The following is a 16,590-nucleotide window of genomic DNA, read 5'->3' as shown; positions in this document are numbered from 1 at the left end:
CTTGCGAAAACCGTCCCGTGCAACTCGCCGCTTTTTTTCCGCTTAATCCGCGTAACCGGGATTAGCCCGGTCGAGGCGGCGCAACAAGCCCGGCCACACGAGCACGCCCGGGCTCATGCCGCGCGTTACCTCCGCGATCTGCCGCTTGATCCCGGCCAGAATGGGCGGCGCAATCTCGCGCAGCGCGCCGCCGCCGGCCTGGGCGCGCACCTGGATCATGCAGGCGGCTTCGAAGAAGTACATCGCCACGAACGCATCGGCGGCCGACTTGCCCACCGTCAGCAGGCCGTGATTGCGCAGCATCAGATACGTGTTGGTCCCGAGGTCGGCAACGAGGCGCGGCTTCTCTTCCTCGTTCAGCGCAATGCCCTCGTAGTCGTGATAGCCGAGCGCCGCCAGCACGCCCAGCGACTGCTGCGAGATGGGCAGCAAGCCCTTGTCCTGCGCCGAGACGGCCACGCCGTTCACCGAATGCGTATGCATGACGCACAGCGCATCCTCGCGCGCGGCATGCACGGCGCTGTGAATCGTGAAGCCGGCCGGGTTGATGTCGTAGGGCGCGTCCATGACCTTGTTGCCATGCAGATCGACCTTCACGAGCGACGAGGCCGTGATCTCGTCGAACATCATCCCGTACGGGTTGATGAGGAAGTGATGCTCGGGGCCCGGCACCCGCGCCGAGATATGCGTGAACACCAGATCGTCCCAGCCGAACAGCGCGGTGAGCCGGTAGGCCGCGGCAAGATCGACGCGTGCGGTCCATTCGGCGGGGGAAACCAGGTGCTTGAGTGTGGGTTGCGATGCGTTCACGGCATGTCTCCGGGTTCGGGGTTGCGATGCGGGCAACGTGGCGTGCGTTCCTGCCTGACGCCTTCTGTTGCGAGCCCTCATGATCGGCGGATTGCCGGGTGAAATCTGTCGGGTATGCGACAGCGCCGCGACAACCGCACGACAACCCCGTCCCCCACCACAACCGCCGCCATCGTTACCAGCCGTTACAGAAGCCACGCCATCGTTTCACCTCTCGCCAGGCGGACTTTCTAGAATTCGTCAGACCGTTGCGCGATGACCGATGACCAGTTTCGCACGACGGTCCCGCGCAGAGCCACGCCCGCCTGGCCCTGCCGGAGCACTCGATACCAGGCACGTAGAAAGGAACCCGTATGACTCGCCTCTCGCTGGCCTCGATTCTCACCACGTCCGCCTTCGGCCTTTGCGCCGTTACACTGGGCGCGCACGCCCAGACGCCTTCGGCCCCCGTCGCGGCCGGGGCTCAGGAACTGCATGCCGCCGACCAAACCTTCATCACGGACGGCACCCAGACCGTAGCCACCCAGCGCGATGCAGCACGCATCGCCGATTCGCGTTCGAGCGATCGCGACGTGAAGGCCTTCGCCGAAAAGCTGGTGGCCGACTACACGAAGCTTTCGGATTCGATGCGCGCAGCCAGCCCGCGCGGCGTGGACGTGCCGGCCAACGACCCCGACACGGCCGTGCTGAACGGCATCAAGAACTTGCGCGGAGCCGATTTCGACAAGACCTACATCGAACAGGTGGCGCTGGACGGCCAGCAGAAAACGCTTTCGGCGTTCCAGGCGGAAATCGCTTCGGGCCGCGACGCCGGTTTGAAGAAGGCTGCGACGGCGGCGCTGCCCGTGATCCAGGCCGACTACGCACAGGCGCAGGAACTCGCGAAGCGCAAGCATCTGGCGGGCTGATATCGCCGGCTTGCTGTTCAGACCCACCCGTGCGCGTATAGCACGCGCGCCGGTGGGTGACGTCGAATCGCGTTGCGATTTACTTTGCCGTTGCCCGCCGGGCTTTCGACTTCGCACCCGCAGCATTGAGCTCGATGGCAACGCGCACGAGGGCCTTGAACAGCTTCGCATCGACCTGCTCGCCTTCGCGGATGTCGATCGCACGCCGCACGTTTCCATCCAGGCTCGAATTGAAAAGGCCGCCCGGGTCCGGCAGCGCAGCGCCCCTGGCAAAGGTCAGCTTCACCACCGCCTTGTACGATTCGCCGGTGCAGATAATGCCGCCGTGCGACCACACGGGCGTGCCCATCCACTTCCATTCCTCGACGACATCGGGGTCGGTCTCCCGGATAAGCTGACGCATCCGGCTCAAGGTCTCGCCGCGCCAGTCGCCCAGTTCCGCGATCCGGTTGTCGATCAGCGCGGACGCCGATGCCGGTTCGCTCCCAGCCGTTGCCGACTTCTTCATGCCTCTCTCCAGGGAGAATGATTCAGAGTCCGAAGCGTTTCGTGTATTCGTCGTTCAGGCGCGGCCACTCGAACTTCATGGCCTCGCCGCCCACAATGCGCCCGATGGGCTCGTCGCCAAGCAGGCGCTCGAGCACGTCGAGGCAGATATGCCAGCCGGCGGCGCCCATGGCGATGAAATTGCGGTCGATGTTGTGCCACAGCGTGAGGCGCGTACCGTTTCCAAGCGGTTCGAGCTCCCAGCGCAGATCGTTGTCGCCCCAACGGTATTCGAGCAGATGCGGTTCCTCGGCACGCGTGACCTCTGTTTCCGAGACGTGCGGTGCCGGCGTGCCGACCGTCGAGAGCTTGACGGGACCGACGGCCGCCAGGCTTCGATCGGCGTCGAACGGCGCCCACTCGCGCAGGCTGGCCGGGTCGGTCAGCGCCTGCCAGACTTTCTCCGGCGCATGCCGCAGATCGCGGACCAGAATCAGCGTCCACTTCTCCCCGTCCTTGCGGACCTCGGCGCCGGCGGCGGGGCCCGGCCTGTAGTCGTTGCGGCGGCTCATCGTTTCTTCCCTTTGCGGCGTGGTGGAGGATGGATCTGGTCGAGATGACGTTCGAGCGCATCGACGTGCGCCGACCAGTAGCGGCGGAACTGGGCAAGCCAGGCGTCGATTTCCATGAGCGGTTCGGGCCGGATGCGATACACGCGCCGCTGCGCCTCGACGCGCGACTCCACGAAGCCGGCCTCCCGAAGCACGCGCAGGTGCTTCGAGACCGAGGGCTGCGACAGGTTCAGCTGCTCCTCGATATCGCCCACGGACCGCTCGGCGTCGGCGAGCAGGGTCAGGATGGCGCGGCGGTTCGGCTCCGCGATGATGGCGAAGGTGGATTCCATGACATATATATACTTGGCGAGGCATATACGTGTCAAGCCAGGTTTTATCGAAGCAATGAACCCGGCGCTCGCCTGGGCCGCGGATCGCGGGCGCGTCCACGGCACAGGCGCCGCATTCAGAAGAGAGAAACGATTACTGCGTGTACATCGGCGGCCCGGGCGGCGGCGGCGGCGCATAACGATTGCCCGGGTTGGCCGCCGGGTTGCCCATATAGCCCGGGTTGCCCGCGCGCGCGAACGTGACGATCTCCACGCGGCGGTCCGGTTGCAGGCAGGCGACCAGGCGGTCCTGCGGCTGGTTGTCCGCGCAGTGCGTGATCGGGTCCTGCGAGCCCATGCCGCGCGCGTCGATACGTTCGGCCGGAATGCCCTGCTGGACGAGCAGCGCCTTCACCGCATCGGCCCGGCGTTGCGACAGTTGCAGGTTATAGGCCGACGAACCGAGACGATCCGTATAGCCGCGCACTTCGATGTGGCCGAAACGCGTGCCCCGGAGCTTCGCCGCAATGTCGCGGATGTCCGCGCGGCCGCCCGGCAGCACGTCGGAGAGATCGCCGCGATCGAACGCGAAGAGGGCATCCGCCGAGAGGCGCATCACCTGCGCGACGGGCGCGGGCGGCGGCGGCGGGACCGCTACGCCACGTGCGACCACGACCCAATGCCCCGGCACCCAGACGTAGCGGCCATACTGCCAGGCCCAGTAACCGCGTGCCCATGCGTAGCCCACGCGCGGCGCGGGCGCGACCTCCACCATGGGAGCGGGCGGTGCAAGCAGCACCACCTGTGCCGAAGCAGACGGGATGCCGGTGAAGCATGCGGCGGCAAATGCAGCGCCGGCCGCGAGGGCGATGACGAGACCGCGCCGGCTGCCGGCGCGTTCACGTGAGAGAGCGTGTTTCATGTCGTGTCGTGCAACCGGTGGGTAAGGTGATGCAAGACTAACGACTCGCCCGATGAAAAGCTTTTGCGGAGTGTAAGTAAAAATCGGCGCCGCAATGGTGCGGTACCCTGCCCGAACAGGTCTGCTGGCGGCGCCCGGCGCCATGCCCGGCTCGCCCCGGCAGCCGGTGACGTAACGGCGCGTAATCAACCGGCCGTAAGCCGGAAACACCTGTTAAACGACTGTAAAGCCAACGCGCGCCTTTCGATTTGCGCCTAAACCGCGATCTTGGGCCCGCGCAGATAAATGCCCAGCCGCACGAGCGCAATCACGGCGTTCGAAAGCAGCCGCATGTCGCGCGGCATATTGCGGCGGCGGATATCGAGCAGCAGCACGACGCGTACCTCATCGCTCGCATTGCGCACTTCGTGTTCGAACGTGTCGTCCCACAGCATGAATTCGCCGTCGTGCAAGCGGTGCTCGTGGCCATCCACGGTGAGCGTCGCGGCAGGCAGGCCGTTGGCGTCGAGCGGCATCGAGAGCACGAGATAGCCGCGCAGAATGCCGCGAAACGGCCCGCGATGGGGCGGCACATGCTTGCCGGGCGCCAGAAAGGAGAACGAGGCCGAAAGCACGTCCGGCGAGGCTTCGACGATCGAGGCGAGCGTCGGGCAGCGCGAGAGATTGCGCGCAAACGGCACGCCGTACGCCTGCATGATGTACATGCGCCAGTCGCGCCCGTCGTTGTCGGAGATCTCGGCCTGCTCGCGCATGATCTCGTGAAAGCGCGGAACGCGGCCGAGGCCGGCCGCCACTTCGAGCGCCTCCGCGCGGATCGCCTGCCAGTTCGCGAGGAAGCGCCCGGCGTCGGGAAAATGGCGGCTCGCATCGAGCACGGGCGCATCGTGCAGACGCCGGTCGTAGATGCGGCGCATGAGCCCCGTGCAACGTTCGTAGAGCCGGTTCATCGCCGTCGTGACGACGGCCGCCCGGGGTTTGCCTGCCGGTGAGTCGTGGTTGTACATGTGCCAATCGCAAACAAGCTGAAACAATCGGAAAACAAGCGGGATGAAGCGTGAAGATACGTTCGACGATCCGGCGCCCGTCGGGTGCCGGCGTGCGCCGCTCGATGTATTGTCGCGCGAACAGTTGACGGATTTACAACGCACCCGCAATCTGGCCGCCGATCTGGCTCATGCGTTCCAGGCGCGCTTGTTGCTGCGCTTGTTGCTGCGCTTGTTGCTGTATTGTTCCGGTACATTGCAGCAGGCTGCCAACAAGCTTGCTGTAAGCCCAGGTGCTCCCATGTTTCCCGCCATCACCACGCTCGCTTTACTGATCGTCGGCTACGTCCACACCCGCCTGCCCCGCTACACGGTCCCGGGCCGCAAGCGGGTCATCGCGCATGCAGTGCTGCTGCTCGTCGGCCTGGCATTCGGCGTGATCTGCGCGATGGCCGCCGGGCCCGCCGCGCCGCCGTGGGCTGCGATCGCGAGCGGCGCGGGCGTCGTTCACGTGCCGGCGTTCTGCGTGCTCGTCCTCAAGCGCATCAGGCATTCCGGGCAAAGCTGATCGGGCGGCCCGCAGCCGCCTATTTTTCGACCGGCTTCTCGAATAGCTGCTCTGCGTTGGCCGCTTCGATCGCTTTCTCGTCGTCCGGCAACACCTGGCTGTTCAGCCCGAGGCTGTCGAAGAACTTCCATAGCGTCGGCGCCCAGGTCTCGTAGCCGCTCGCATGATGGAAGAACATGTGCGAGTCGCCATCGGCAAACGTCCCTTCGTCGAAGTAGGCCGAATTCGGATTGCCCGCGTGGTAAGCCTCGAAAAAGCGCTTCGAAAGCGTGCCGCCGCCCCAGTAGCTGTCGTTGTCGCCGTAGAGAAACAGTGCGGGCACCCTGGAGTCGGCGCCGAATGCCTTGTAGTCGTCAACGAGACCGTCCTGCCAGCCGCCGCACTTTTCCTCGCGGCTGCCGCCCGCGAAGTTGACGATACCCAGCACGCCCGGCAGGTTGCGCTCCCCGAGCGCGACCGTCGCGATACCGCCCTGCGACTGCCCGATCACGACGATGCGGCGGGCGTCGATAAAGGGCAGCGTGCGCGCGTAGTCGATCGCCACCTCCACGCTGTCGGCCCAGTGCCGCGCGGCGGATTCCACATCGCAGCCGTGAAAGTACGTGCCGCCCGAGTTCGCGATGCCTTCGCGGTTGGGCACGAGCACCGCGTAGCCCCGCGCGAGAAACTTCTTTGCCTGCCAGATGAACTTCGTGTCGGGCTGATGCGTGCCGCCCGGTGCCTTGCCATGGTTCAGCACGACGAGCGGAAACGGTCCGGGGCCGGGCGGCGTGTAGAGGTAAGTCGAAAGGTGCACGGTGAAGAAGCCGTGCTTCACGGGCACCATGACGTGCTCGTAGCGCAGGGGCTGATCGGCCTCGTCGCCGGCGAAAGCGGAACTCGCGCACAGCACGGCGGCCAGCATGGCAAGGATCAGGCGCTGCATGATTGTTCTCCGGGTTGGCGGCGCGATTATCGCGTATGTCCGGCGTTGCCGGCCGGGCGCTGCTCGCGCGCAAAGTAACGCCCCGGCGACTCGCCAAAGGCCTTGCGAAACATCGCGATGAAATTGCTCGGCGTGGCGTAGCCCAAAGCATCCGCCACCTGGGCGACGCCCTCCCCGCTCGCGAGCCGCTCCAGCGCCAGGGTGAGCCGCGCCTGCTGGCGCCATTGCACGAAGCTCATGCCGGTTTGCGCGACGAAATGGCGTCGCGCCGTGCGTGCGGAAAGGCCGGCCCACACCGCAAGCTCGTCCAGCGTGCGGGTGTCGTCGGGGTGCGCGATCAGCCGGTTGGCAATCGCGAGGAGCCGCCGTTCCGCCGGCATCGGCAAATGCAGCACTTCCTCGCGCGCGCCGCGGATTTCGTCGAGCAGCACGGCCACGACGCGCGCCTGTTCGGGCTCCAGCGCCCCGGCGCTGTGAGGCCAGCTCGCCGCGCGCCGCACGAGCGCGCGCAGGAGTTCGCTCACCCCCATCACGCAAGGCCGCTCCGGCAACAGCGTGCTCGCGTCGGGCGCGAGCATCACGCCCCAGCCGCTCAGTGCGCCGCTCACGCTGGCCTCGTGGTCGAGGCCGGGCGGAATCCAGCCGGCGCGATGCGGCGGCAGCAGCCAGGACCCCTGCGCGGTGCGAACGCGCACGAGGCCCTGCTCGATGCAGAAGAGCTGGCCGCGCGCGTGGCGGTGCCAGCCGTATTCGCGCGTGCCGAGGCGAAACGCGTTCTCCGGTTCGTCGCCGCCCCAGAACGCGAGCAGCGCCGGGCCGTCCGTACGCTCGCTGAAATCCTCCACGCCGCTGCTCCTTTTCCAGTTTGGCCGGATTTCATTATTTCCGGTCCAACTGTCATTATCAAGCATGAGCGCTCCGCCGTTAGCCTTGAGGGTATGGCGGGTGCAGCCTGCGCCCCGAAAGGAGAATGAATGCCGTCCACGCCTGTCTCGCGTCCTGTCCCCCTTCACGTCTCGATCGCCGGTGCCGGACCCGGCGGCCTGTGCCTCGCCCAGGGGCTCAGGCAGGCCGGCATCGACTGCGATGTCTACGAGCGCGACGCCGCGCTGTCGAGCCGCCATCAGGGCTATCGCATCAGGATCGACGCCGATGGGCAGCGCGCGCTCGCGCAATGCCTGCCCGCCGGCCTCTATGCCCTGTTCCGGCAAAGCGCCATCGTGTCTTCAGGTGCGCGCTTTTTCGATTGCGACCTCGCGCCGGTCGCGGGCCGCGTGCCCGAACGCTGGCGCACGTCGGGCGACGCCGCTGCCCCGCGCGCACCGGCAGCAGAGGCCGCCCCGGTGCCCGAACTCGCCACGAACCGGCAGACGCTGCGCGAAATCCTCATGTGCGGGCTCGAAGACCGCGTGCACTTCGGCGTGCCGCTGCAACGCTTCGCTATCCTGAACGATGAAACCGTGCGCATCGATTTCGCCGATGGCGCGATGCGCCATTCGACCTTGCTGGCGGGCGCGGACGGCGTGAACTCCGTGGTCCGCAAACAGCTCGCACCCGGCGCCGATCCGGCGGAGACCGGCGCCGTCTGCGTCTACGGCAAAAGCCTCGCCACAGCGGCATTGAAAGCGGACCTCGGTGCGACGCTGTGCGAGGGCACCTCGGTCATCTTCGCCGACGGTTTCACTGCGATCGTGGACCCCATGCTGTTTCCCGAGCCGCTACCGTCGCTCGCCGCACGCCTGGCACCGCAATGCCGCCTCACGCCCGTGGACGATTACTTCTACTGGGCGTTCATCGGTCCGCGCGCAAGCCTCGGCATTGCCGCCGGCACGGCCCCCGACAACCTGGCCGCGCACATCGGCGCAATCGTGCGCACCTGGCACCCGCAACTGCGCGCCCTGTTCGCGCGCGCAGACGCCGAATCGATTGCGATGCTGCCCGTGCGCAGCGCCACGCCCGCCATCGCGCACTGGCAACCGGGCCCCGTGACGCTGCTCGGCGACGCCATCCACGCCATGAGTCCCGCCGCCGGCGCCGGGGCAAACACGGCGCTGCGCGACGCCGCCGCGCTCGCCCACGCGTGCCGCCCGGCCTCCCTGCGCGAAGGTGTTGCCCGCTATGAGCGCGCCATGCGCGACTGGGCTGCCTCCGCAATCCTCGCCTCGGAAAGCGGCACCCGCCTGCTGTCCGGCAACACCACGCTTTATCACTGACCCAGGAGTCCGCCATGACAGGCAACGACCGTTTCATCGTGCACGATCTGCACGCCTTCCCGCTCGTCTGGTCGCGCTGCCGCGCCATCGTGCCCGGCTACGCCGCGCAGTGGGCGCACGAGATGGATGCGCTGCTCGCGCGGGCGGAACCGTTCGTCATCGTTTTCGAGGAAGGGCAGCCCGAGGAGACTCACGACGACCGCAAGACCCGCGGGCTCTGGCTCAAGCAGAACAAAGCGCTGCTGGGAACCGTGTGCCGGGCCGTGATCGCGATCGAACCGGACGCGGAAAAGCGCACCGCCCTGCAGGCGCAATCGGCCCTGGCTTCACGGGCGTTCTCCGTCGCGATGGAGGTCGCGGCATCGAGCGAAGCCGCCCTGGAGCGCGCGCGCGAAATCCTTGCCGATGCGCCCTGTTCACCCTATGCACCCTATTCGCCCTATGCACCCGCACCGGATGCGTAGAGCACCGCTCATCGCGCCGCACCCTGCGCTTCCTCGCCCTCGGCCCCCTTGTCGTCCGACACCTCGATGCCGTAGCGCTTGAGCTTCGCATAAAGCAGTTGCCGGTTGATGTTCAGGCGGCGCGCGGCATCCGTGCGGTTGTTGCCGCTGTGCCGCAGCGCACGGCGTATCAGCATCTCTTCAAGGCGCGCGAGTGCGGAGGGCAAGTCCTCGTCGGGCCAGTCGAGAACCGCATCCGCTCCCGCGCGCTCGCCCTGCAGGAAGGCCAGATCGGTCGCGTGGATATACTCGCCGCGCACCATCACGGCCACGCGCTCCATGGCGTTCTTCAGTTCGCGCACGTTGCCGGGCCAGCCATAGCGGATCAGGTGCGCCGCGGCGTCGGCGGAAAGGCGCTTGCGCGTGCCCGCGCGGGCAAGAAAATGCTCGGCAAGCGGCACGATGTCGGCAATGCGCGCGCAAAGCGGCGGCAGATGGATCGGCACGACATGCAGCCGGTAGTACAGGTCTTCGCGGAAGCTGCCCTCGCGCACGCCGCGCACCAGGTCGCGGTGGGTCGCCGCAATCACGCGCACCTGCACGGGCACGGGGCGCCCGCCCACCGGCGTCACCACCCGTTCCTGCAAGGCGCGCAGGATCTTGGCCTGCATCGCCATGCCCATATCGCCGATCTCATCGAGAAAGAGCGTGCCGTGCCCGGCCTGGCGGAATGCGCCCTCGCGGTCGGCGCTCGCGCCCGTGAACGCGCCGCGCACGTGGCCGAACAGTTCGCTCTCCAGAAGATCGGCCGGTATCGCCGCGCAGTTCACCGCCACGAACGGCCCGCGATTGTGCCGCCCATGCTCGTGGATCGCCCGCGCCACCACCTCCTTGCCCGAACCCGTTTCGCCGGTGATGAGCACGGTGGCGTCGCTATCGGCCAGCACGCCGATGGCTTTTTGCACCGCGCGCATCGCCTCGCTCGAACCGATCAGCGTTTCGGGCTCGGCGCTCGCCGAAAGCGGCTGCGGCTCCACGATGCTCGCGAGCATGCGCTCCAGCACCTGGGCCAGGTCGTTGCGGCCGATAGGCTTCGTGAGGTGGTCGAAGGCGCCAAGGCGCATGGCCTCGATCGTGTTCGAAGCCGTGGCGTGCGCGGTCAGCACGGTCACGGCCGGTGCGGCCGTCGCGGCCGGCCGCTCGCGCAGCCGGCGCAGCACGTCGAGCCCGTCGATGCCCGGCATGCGCAGATCGAGAAACATCGCGCTCACCGTCTCGTGCTCGAGAAGTTCGAGCGCAGCCGATCCGTTCGCCGCGAGGCACACGCTGTGGCCAAGATCGCGTACGACTTCGGCGAGCGCCTCGCGCATGGTCTCGTCGTCGTCGACGATCAGGATGTGGGCCATGGCAATACCATTTCAAATGTCGTTCCCTTCGCGAGCCGCACGAAGCGGGCCGTGCCGCCGTGCGCCTCCGCCACCTCGCGCACGATCGAAAGACCGAGCCCCGTGCCGTCGGGCCGGCCGGTGACGAACGGCTCGAACAGGTGTTCGAGGATCGCGGCAGGCGGCCCCGCCCCTTCGTCATGAACCGCGAAAACGGTCGCGCCGGGTTCGCGCCGCACCGCGACTTCGATACGGCTGCCGGGCGGCGCCGCTTCGATCGCGTTGAGGATCAGGTTGTCGAGCGCGCGCTCCAGCTGGTCCGGATCGAAGCGCGCCTCGCCGGCCTCGCCCGTGCGCGTCATCGTAACCTGCTTCGTCGCCGCGCGATCCGCGTGGCGGGCGAGGCACGCGTCGAGGAACGGCCCGATGGCCACCTGTTCGCGCCGCGGCTCGTCGTGCTCGGTAATGCTGAGGAGGCGCCGCACCAGCGCGTCGAGCCGCTCGATCTGGCCGAGTATCACCTGAAGCGCCTGGGGCTGGCGCTCGGGTCCGGCCGCCACGGCGCTTTCGGCTTTCAGGCGCATGGCCGCAATCGGATTGCGGATTTCGTGCGCAACGCCTGCCGCCACCCGGCCGATGGCGGCCAGGCGCTCGGCCGTGGCCATCTGCCGCGCGAGCGTATCGGCGCGCTGGCGCGCGATCGAAAGCCGCCGGCCCGCTTCGTTCAGCGCCAGCACGATGCGGTCGAGCTCGCGCTCGTGCGTGGCGGGCAGCACCGGCAGTTCGGCCACGTCGTAGGCATTGAGCGCGCTTTCGATCTGCGAAACGTGGCGCGACCAGGTCATCGTGAGGTGGGTGAGGAGCGCCGCCGCCGCCAGCACCGTCACGAGCAGCACGCCCAGCCCCGCCATCAACTGGTAATAGCTGCGGCCCGCGAACGTGAGCGTCCAGCTCATCGTCCACGCGGTGAGGTGCGGGATGGGGCCCGGCAGCGGGCAGGCCGTCAGCAGCAGGGTCTGCGACTGGCCGCTGTAGCGCATGCTGCTCAGGCGGTCGCTCGCGAGCGCCGCCTCGTTGATGGAGCGGATGCGCGGCAACTCTCCCGCGGGCGGGTCGGTGCGCTGAATGGCGCCCGCATAGGTGGGATACGCGTAGGCGAACGAGCCCGCCTCGCCGCTCCAGACACCGCCCTGGATGCCCGGCCGCGTGCGCAGCGAACCGTTCAGCAGGTCGCCCAGATGGCGGCGCAACGCCGCGTCGTCCAGGCCGTCCTGCAATTCCGGATGCGCCGCGCTATACGAGCGGTACGCCACGGCGATCGCATCGCACGCGTGGCTGTTCTCGGCGGCGGCCTCGCCCAGTTGCGCGGCCGCGGACTGGTGAAACAGCCCGACCATCAGAATGCCGGTCGCCAGCGCCGCGCCGACGAGAAGGACAAGCAGCAGGATCAGCCGGCCGCGTAGGGATCGGAGCATGTCGGTGGGGTTTCCGGTTTTCTGGGGTGATGAGCAACGAGGGCATTATCCGATGCGAAAGCCATGCCAGGCGAGCCGCCGGCCTCATGCGCCCCTGCCGCGCCGCATCATCGGGCCGCCTCGCTCCCCCCTGTGTCGCAAATCACGACACGCGCTGTTCGGATTCACGACAACCGCATGCCTGCCAGGCACGGCAAATCGCCATGAAACCCGGATCGCATCGTATGCGATGCGACTGGCATGATGGTTGCAGAGTCCTGCGGGCGTTTTACCTCTCCCGCGTGGCCGGCATCGTTTCGATCGAACCCGCAAGGCGAAGGCGGCGCGCTACCGGGTTCCCGATCGAGGCGTTATGAAACGAAAACACATCAGCTGGATAGCACTGGCCGTCGTCGTGCTGCTCATCGCCGTTGCGGCGTGGTTCTTCCATGGCCGGCGTCCCGCCGCGGCCACCGCCGCCGCGCCGCGCGGCATTCCGGTTTCGGCCGTGGCCGTGAAGCTGGCCGACGTGCCCGTCTATATCGACGCGCTCGGCACCGTCACCGCCATCCGCACCGTCACGCTCATCACCCAGGTCAACGGCATTCTCGATTCGGTCGATTTCCAGGAAGGCCAGCGCGTGAAGAAAGGCCAGGTGATCGCGCACATCGACTCGCGCCAACTGGAGGCCGAGTTGCAGCAGGCGCAGGGCACGCTCGTGCACGACGAGGCGACGCTCGCCAACGACCGCCTCAACCTGCAGCGCTACCAGACCCTCATCAAGGCCGGCTCGATCACGCAACAAACGCTCGACACGCAGGTCGCCGCCGTCAAGCAGGACGAAGGCACGGTCACGGCCGACACCGGCAACGTGAAGAACCTTCAGGTGCAGGTGAGCTACTGCACGATCACCTCGCCCGTGGACGGCGTGATCGGCCTGCGCCTCGTCGATCCGGGCAACTACGTGACGACCGCGAGCACCACGGGCATGGCCGTGATCGCGCAGCTCGAACCCGCCACCGTGATCTACGCGGTGCCCGAGGACTACCTCGGCCAGATTCACGCGGCCATGGAGCGCGGCCCCGTGAAGGTGCTGGCCTACGACCGCGACAAGCGCAAGCTGCTCGCCACCGGCACGCTGCTCGCGCTCGACAACCAGGTCGATACCACCACGGGCACGGTCAAGGTGCGCGCGCAGTTCGAGCATGCCGGCGACGCGCTCTTTCCGAACCAGTTCGTGAACGCGCGCATGCAGGCGGACACGCTCGACCAGGTGCCGGTGATCCCCACCGCGGCGATCCAGCACGGCACCAACGGCGACTTCGTCTTCGTGGTGGGCGCCGGCAACAACGCCGTGCTGCGCAACGTGAAGGCGGGCCCCGTGAGCGGCGACGACACGGCCATCCTCGACGCCGGCGTGAAGCCCGGCGAGCGCGTGGTGACCGACGGCGCCGACAAGCTCGACAACGGCTCGGCCATCCGCGTCGTTTCGCACTGAACGGGCCGCCTCCATGAACATCTCGCGCCCGTTCATCGAGCGGCCGATCGCCACCTCGCTCCTGATGGTGGCGGTGCTGCTCGCCGGTCTGCTCGGCTACCACCTGCTGCCCGTTTCGGCACTGCCCGAGGTCGATTACCCGACCATCCAGGTGTACACGCAGTACCCCGGCGCCGCGCCCGACGTGGTGAGCTCGTCGATCACGGCGCCGCTCGAAGTGCAGCTGGGCGAAATGGCGGGACTGAAGTCGATGAACTCCACGAGCTCGAATGGCGTCTCCGTCATTACGCTCGAATTCGATCTTTCGCTTTCGCTCGACGTGGCGGAGCAGGAGGTGCAGGCCGCGATCAACGCGTCGGCCAGCTACCTGCCCGCGAACCTGCCCTACCCGCCCGTCTACAGCAAGGTCAATCCGGCCGATGCGCCGGTGCTCACGCTCTCGCTCACGAGCGACACGCTGCCGCTCACGAAGATCGAAGACCTGGCCGACACGCGCCTCGCGCAGAAAATCTCGCAGATCTCGGGCGTCGGCCTCGTGACGATCAGCGGCGGGCAGCGCCCCGCGGTGCGCGTGGAGACGAATACGGGCGCGCTCAATTCGCTCGGCATGTCGCTCGACGACGTGCGCACGGCACTCGCCGACGCGAACGTGAACCAGGCCAAAGGCAATCTGGACGGCCGCTACCAGTCGTACTCGATCGGCGCCAACGACCAGCTCCAATCGGCCGGGGCCTATACGGACCTCGTGATCGCCTACAAGAACGGCGCACCCATCCGTCTTTCGCAGATCGCGCACCCGGTCAACGGCGCCGAAGACGTACGCCAGGCCGCATGGACCAACGCTACGCCGTCCATCGTGCTCAACATCCAGCGCCAGCCGGGCGCCAACGTGATCGACGTGGTGGACCGCGTGCAGAAACTCCTGCCGCAACTGCGCGCGAGCCTGCCGGGCACGCTCAAGGTCGCGGTGCTCACCGACCGCACGCAAACCATCCGCGCCTCGGTGCGCGACGTGGAATACGAGCTCGGCATGGCCGTCGCCCTCGTGGTGATGGTGATTTTCCTGTTCCTGCGTAAGCTCGCCGCCACGATCATTCCGGCCGTCACGGTGCCGCTCTCGCTGATCGGCACGCTCGCGGTGGCCTACGGCCTCGACTTCTCGCTGAACAACCTCACGCTGATGTCGCTCACGGTGGCAACGGGCTTCGTGGTGGACGACGCCATCGTGATGATCGAAAACATCACGCGCTACCTGGAGATGGGCGAGACGCCGCTCGAAGCGGCGCTGAAGGGTGCGAAGCAGATCGGCTTCACGATCGTCTCGCTCTCGGTCTCGCTGATCGCCGTGATGATTCCGCTGCTTTTCATGGGCGACGTGGTGGGCCGGCTCTTTCGCGAGTTCGCCCTCACGCTCGCCATCGCCATCGTGATTTCGGCCTTCGTCTCGCTCACGCTCACGCCGATGATGTGCTCGCGCATGTTCAAGGCGCACGACCCCGCGCACGAGCAGGAACACCGCGCCGACTTCTTCGACAGGATCAATGCGCATTACGTAAAGGGGCTCGGCTGGGTGCTGGAGCATCGCGTGCTCACGCTGGTCTCGGTAGCGGCGACGGCGGCGCTCACCTTCCTGATCCTGTTCCTCATGCCCAAGGGCTTCTTCCCGGAACAGGACACGGGCCTGATCGAAGGCATTTCGCAGGCGGCGCCCGGTATTTCGTTCCCCTACATGGTGAAGAAGCAGGAAATGCTGGTGAGCCAGATCCTCAAGGATCCGGCCGTGGAAAGTCTCTCGTCGTTCATCGGCATCAACCAGACGAGCCCCACGCTCAACCAGGGCACCATTCTCATCAACCTGAAGGACAAGGGCGAGCGCGACAGCAGCGCCGCCGTGATCCGCCGCCTCGCGGATTCCACGGCGAGCGACGCCGGCATGCGTCTCTTCCTGCATCCGGTGCAGGACCTCACGCTGGACGACACCATTTCGACCACGAGCTACCGCGTGGGACTGCAGGCGACCGACCCCGCCGTCCTCGACGAATGGACCGGCAAGCTGATCGCGGCGCTGCGCGCGGACCCGGCGTTCGCCGACGTGCAGAGCCAGGCCATGCAGCAGGGCAACCAGATCCAGCTCACCTTCGACCGCGACACGGCTTCGCGCCTGGGCATCACGCCCCAGGCCATCGACGACGTGCTGTACGACGCCTACGGCCAGCGCCAGGTTTCGACCATCTACACGCAGTTGAACCAGTACCACGTCGTGCTCGCGGCCGACCGTGCATCGAGCGACATGACGCACCTGCTCGACGGGCTCTACGTCGATACGTCCTCGGGCGGCGTCGCGCCGCTCGCCTCGATGGCGAGCATGAAGCTCGTGCCCGCGCCCGTGACGATCAACCGCCAGGGCCAGTTTCCGTATGCGGACGTGTCGTTCAACCTGGCGCCGGGCTACACGCTCGGCACGGCGCTCTCGCATCTTTCCAGCGTGGAAAAGCGCATCGGCCTGCCGCCCACCGTACAGGCGTCGCTCGAAGGCTCCGCGGCCACCTTCCAGGCCTCGCTCGCCAACGAAGCCTTCCTCGTGGCGGCCGCGATCATCGTCGTGTACCTGATGCTGGGCATTCTCTACGAGAGCTTCATCCACCCCGTGACGATCCTCTCCACCCTGCCCTCCGCCGCGCTCGGCGCGCTCGCGGCGCTCGTCATCACGGGCACGCAGTTCGACATCATCGGCCTGATCGGCATCGTGCTGCTCATCGGCATCGTGATGAAGAACGCGATCATGATGATCGACTTCGCGCTCGAACTGGAGCGCAACGAGAAGCTCGCCCCCGTCGAAGCCATTCGCCGCGCCGCGGAACTGCGCTTTCGCCCGATTCTGATGACCACCATGGCCTCGCTCTTCGGCGCCGTGCCGCTCGCGTTCGGCACCGGCATGGGGGCGGAGCTGCGGCATCCGCTCGGCATCGCGATCATCGGCGGGCTGATCGTGAGCCAGTTGCTCACGCTCTTCTCCACGCCGGTGATGTATCTCGCGCTGCATCGCGTGGAAGACTTCTTCAGCAAGGGGGCGCGCGGCGCCGGCGAGCCGGACGTCGTGGCGGAGTAAGCG

The 16,590-nt window shown here is 67.2% G+C and carries 16 protein-coding genes; 6 read left to right on the top strand and 10 right to left on the bottom strand.

Annotation, left to right across the window (positions count from 1 at the left end):
* Positions 1-42: 42 nt before the first annotated feature.
* A complete protein-coding gene (locus BFE01S_RS22635; protein WP_028227465.1) occupies positions 43-810 on the bottom strand; it encodes a class II aldolase/adducin family protein in 768 nt (255 codons plus the stop codon).
* 353 nt (positions 811-1,163) lie between these two features.
* Between BFE01S_RS22635 and BFE01S_RS22630 the strand changes: the two genes are divergently transcribed.
* Positions 1,164-1,718: a DUF4142 domain-containing protein gene (locus BFE01S_RS22630; protein WP_028227464.1), complete on the top strand. Its 555-nt coding sequence runs from the start codon at positions 1,164-1,166 to the stop codon at positions 1,716-1,718.
* Positions 1,719-1,797: 79 nt separating this feature from the next.
* On the opposite strand, the gene BFE01S_RS22625 is transcribed toward BFE01S_RS22630, so the two are convergent.
* The 5 genes from BFE01S_RS22625 to BFE01S_RS22605 form a co-directional block, all read right to left on the bottom strand.
* Positions 1,798-2,226: a DUF1801 domain-containing protein gene (locus BFE01S_RS22625; RefSeq protein ID WP_028227463.1), complete on the bottom strand. Its 429-nt coding sequence runs from the start codon at positions 2,224-2,226 to the stop codon at positions 1,798-1,800.
* 22 nt (positions 2,227-2,248) lie between these two features.
* Entirely contained in the window at positions 2,249-2,776 is a 528-nt protein-coding gene (locus tag BFE01S_RS22620) for an SRPBCC family protein (RefSeq protein WP_028227462.1), read from the bottom strand.
* A complete protein-coding gene (locus BFE01S_RS22615; protein WP_028227461.1) occupies positions 2,773-3,108 on the bottom strand; it encodes an ArsR/SmtB family transcription factor in 336 nt (111 codons plus the stop codon). The genes BFE01S_RS22620 and BFE01S_RS22615 overlap by 4 nt, the downstream gene beginning before the upstream one ends.
* Positions 3,109-3,241: 133 nt before the next feature.
* A complete protein-coding gene (locus BFE01S_RS42015; protein ID WP_052420955.1) occupies positions 3,242-4,009 on the bottom strand; it encodes an OmpA family protein in 768 nt (255 codons plus the stop codon).
* A gap of 254 nt (positions 4,010-4,263) precedes the next feature.
* Complete coding sequence (locus BFE01S_RS22605) at positions 4,264-4,956, bottom strand: aspartyl/asparaginyl beta-hydroxylase domain-containing protein (protein WP_028227460.1); 693 nt, start codon at positions 4,954-4,956, stop codon at positions 4,264-4,266.
* A 100-nt stretch (positions 4,957-5,056) separates the two neighbouring features.
* Here BFE01S_RS22605 and BFE01S_RS22600 point away from each other — a divergent pair, with 100 nt between their 5' ends.
* Positions 5,057-5,560, top strand: coding sequence for a hypothetical protein (locus BFE01S_RS22600; RefSeq protein ID WP_028227459.1), 504 nt, complete (start codon positions 5,057-5,059; stop codon positions 5,558-5,560).
* A 19-nt stretch (positions 5,561-5,579) separates the two neighbouring features.
* On the opposite strand, the gene BFE01S_RS22595 is transcribed toward BFE01S_RS22600, so the two are convergent.
* Complete coding sequence (locus BFE01S_RS22595; RefSeq protein WP_042338264.1) at positions 5,580-6,485, bottom strand: alpha/beta hydrolase family protein; 906 nt, start codon at positions 6,483-6,485, stop codon at positions 5,580-5,582.
* Between the two features lie 26 nt (positions 6,486-6,511).
* Positions 6,512-7,330 (bottom strand): AraC family transcriptional regulator, encoded by an 819-nt coding sequence (locus tag BFE01S_RS22590; protein WP_052420954.1) that lies wholly within the window; start codon positions 7,328-7,330, stop codon positions 6,512-6,514.
* A 129-nt stretch (positions 7,331-7,459) separates the two neighbouring features.
* Between BFE01S_RS22590 and BFE01S_RS22585 the strand changes: the two genes are divergently transcribed.
* Positions 7,460-8,698 carry an FAD-dependent oxidoreductase gene (locus BFE01S_RS22585; RefSeq protein WP_042338262.1) on the top strand — a complete coding sequence of 413 codons (1,239 nt, stop codon included), beginning with the start codon at positions 7,460-7,462 and terminating at the stop codon, positions 8,696-8,698.
* Positions 8,699-8,712: 14 nt separating this feature from the next.
* The gene (locus tag BFE01S_RS39740; RefSeq protein WP_042338261.1) at positions 8,713-9,162 is read left to right on the top strand and encodes a hypothetical protein; all 450 of its coding nucleotides are present in this window, start codon (positions 8,713-8,715) and stop codon (positions 9,160-9,162) included.
* Positions 9,163-9,170: 8 nt separating this feature from the next.
* Here the strand turns inward: BFE01S_RS39740 and BFE01S_RS22575 are convergent, their stop codons facing one another.
* Together BFE01S_RS22575 and BFE01S_RS22570 are read right to left on the bottom strand one after the other, a co-directional pair.
* Positions 9,171-10,547: a sigma-54-dependent transcriptional regulator gene (locus BFE01S_RS22575; RefSeq protein WP_028227455.1), complete on the bottom strand. Its 1,377-nt coding sequence runs from the start codon at positions 10,545-10,547 to the stop codon at positions 9,171-9,173.
* Complete coding sequence (locus BFE01S_RS22570; protein ID WP_028227454.1) at positions 10,532-12,001, bottom strand: sensor histidine kinase; 1,470 nt, start codon at positions 11,999-12,001, stop codon at positions 10,532-10,534. The genes BFE01S_RS22575 and BFE01S_RS22570 overlap by 16 nt, the downstream gene beginning before the upstream one ends.
* A gap of 352 nt (positions 12,002-12,353) precedes the next feature.
* Here BFE01S_RS22570 and BFE01S_RS22565 point away from each other — a divergent pair, with 352 nt between their 5' ends.
* Both BFE01S_RS22565 and BFE01S_RS22560 read left to right on the top strand, forming a co-directional pair.
* On the top strand, positions 12,354-13,478 hold the full coding sequence (locus BFE01S_RS22565; protein ID WP_028227453.1) for an efflux RND transporter periplasmic adaptor subunit: 1,125 nt from the start codon (positions 12,354-12,356) through the stop codon (positions 13,476-13,478).
* A 13-nt stretch (positions 13,479-13,491) separates the two neighbouring features.
* Positions 13,492-16,587, top strand: a complete 3,096-nt coding sequence (locus BFE01S_RS22560) for an efflux RND transporter permease subunit (protein ID WP_028227452.1) — start codon at positions 13,492-13,494, stop codon at positions 16,585-16,587.
* The last annotated feature ends 3 nt before the right edge of the window (positions 16,588-16,590 follow it).

The sequence above is a fragment of the Paraburkholderia ferrariae NBRC 106233 genome (genome assembly GCF_000685035.1).
Lineage (GTDB): Bacteria > Pseudomonadota > Gammaproteobacteria > Burkholderiales > Burkholderiaceae > Paraburkholderia > Paraburkholderia ferrariae.
Note: the sequence above shows the minus strand (reverse complement) of the source record. Positions and strands in the feature narration are given on the sequence as shown.

Bases quoted from the DNA above. Each gene is read 5' to 3' on its own strand.
- BFE01S_RS22630 (WP_028227464.1), top strand. From the start codon at position 1,164: ATGACTCGCCTCTCGCTGGCCTCGATTCTCACCACGTCCGCCTTCGGC.
- BFE01S_RS22625 (WP_028227463.1), bottom strand. From the start codon at position 2,226: ATGAAGAAGTCGGCAACGGCTGGGAGCGAACCGGCATCGGCGTCCGCG.
- BFE01S_RS22620 (WP_028227462.1), bottom strand. From the start codon at position 2,776: ATGAGCCGCCGCAACGACTACAGGCCGGGCCCCGCCGCCGGCGCCGAG.
- BFE01S_RS22615 (WP_028227461.1), bottom strand. From the start codon at position 3,108: ATGGAATCCACCTTCGCCATCATCGCGGAGCCGAACCGCCGCGCCATC.
- BFE01S_RS42015 (WP_052420955.1), bottom strand. From the start codon at position 4,009: ATGAAACACGCTCTCTCACGTGAACGCGCCGGCAGCCGGCGCGGTCTC.
- BFE01S_RS22605 (WP_028227460.1), bottom strand. From the start codon at position 4,956: ATGAACCGGCTCTACGAACGTTGCACGGGGCTCATGCGCCGCATCTAC.
- BFE01S_RS22600 (WP_028227459.1), top strand. From the start codon at position 5,057: ATGAAGCGTGAAGATACGTTCGACGATCCGGCGCCCGTCGGGTGCCGG.
- BFE01S_RS22595 (WP_042338264.1), bottom strand. From the start codon at position 6,485: ATGCAGCGCCTGATCCTTGCCATGCTGGCCGCCGTGCTGTGCGCGAGT.
- BFE01S_RS22585 (WP_042338262.1), top strand. From the start codon at position 7,460: ATGCCGTCCACGCCTGTCTCGCGTCCTGTCCCCCTTCACGTCTCGATC.
- BFE01S_RS39740 (WP_042338261.1), top strand. From the start codon at position 8,713: ATGACAGGCAACGACCGTTTCATCGTGCACGATCTGCACGCCTTCCCG.
- BFE01S_RS22575 (WP_028227455.1), bottom strand. From the start codon at position 10,547: ATGGCCCACATCCTGATCGTCGACGACGACGAGACCATGCGCGAGGCG.
- BFE01S_RS22570 (WP_028227454.1), bottom strand. From the start codon at position 12,001: ATGCTCCGATCCCTACGCGGCCGGCTGATCCTGCTGCTTGTCCTTCTC.
- BFE01S_RS22565 (WP_028227453.1), top strand. From the start codon at position 12,354: ATGAAACGAAAACACATCAGCTGGATAGCACTGGCCGTCGTCGTGCTG.
- BFE01S_RS22560 (WP_028227452.1), top strand. From the start codon at position 13,492: ATGAACATCTCGCGCCCGTTCATCGAGCGGCCGATCGCCACCTCGCTC.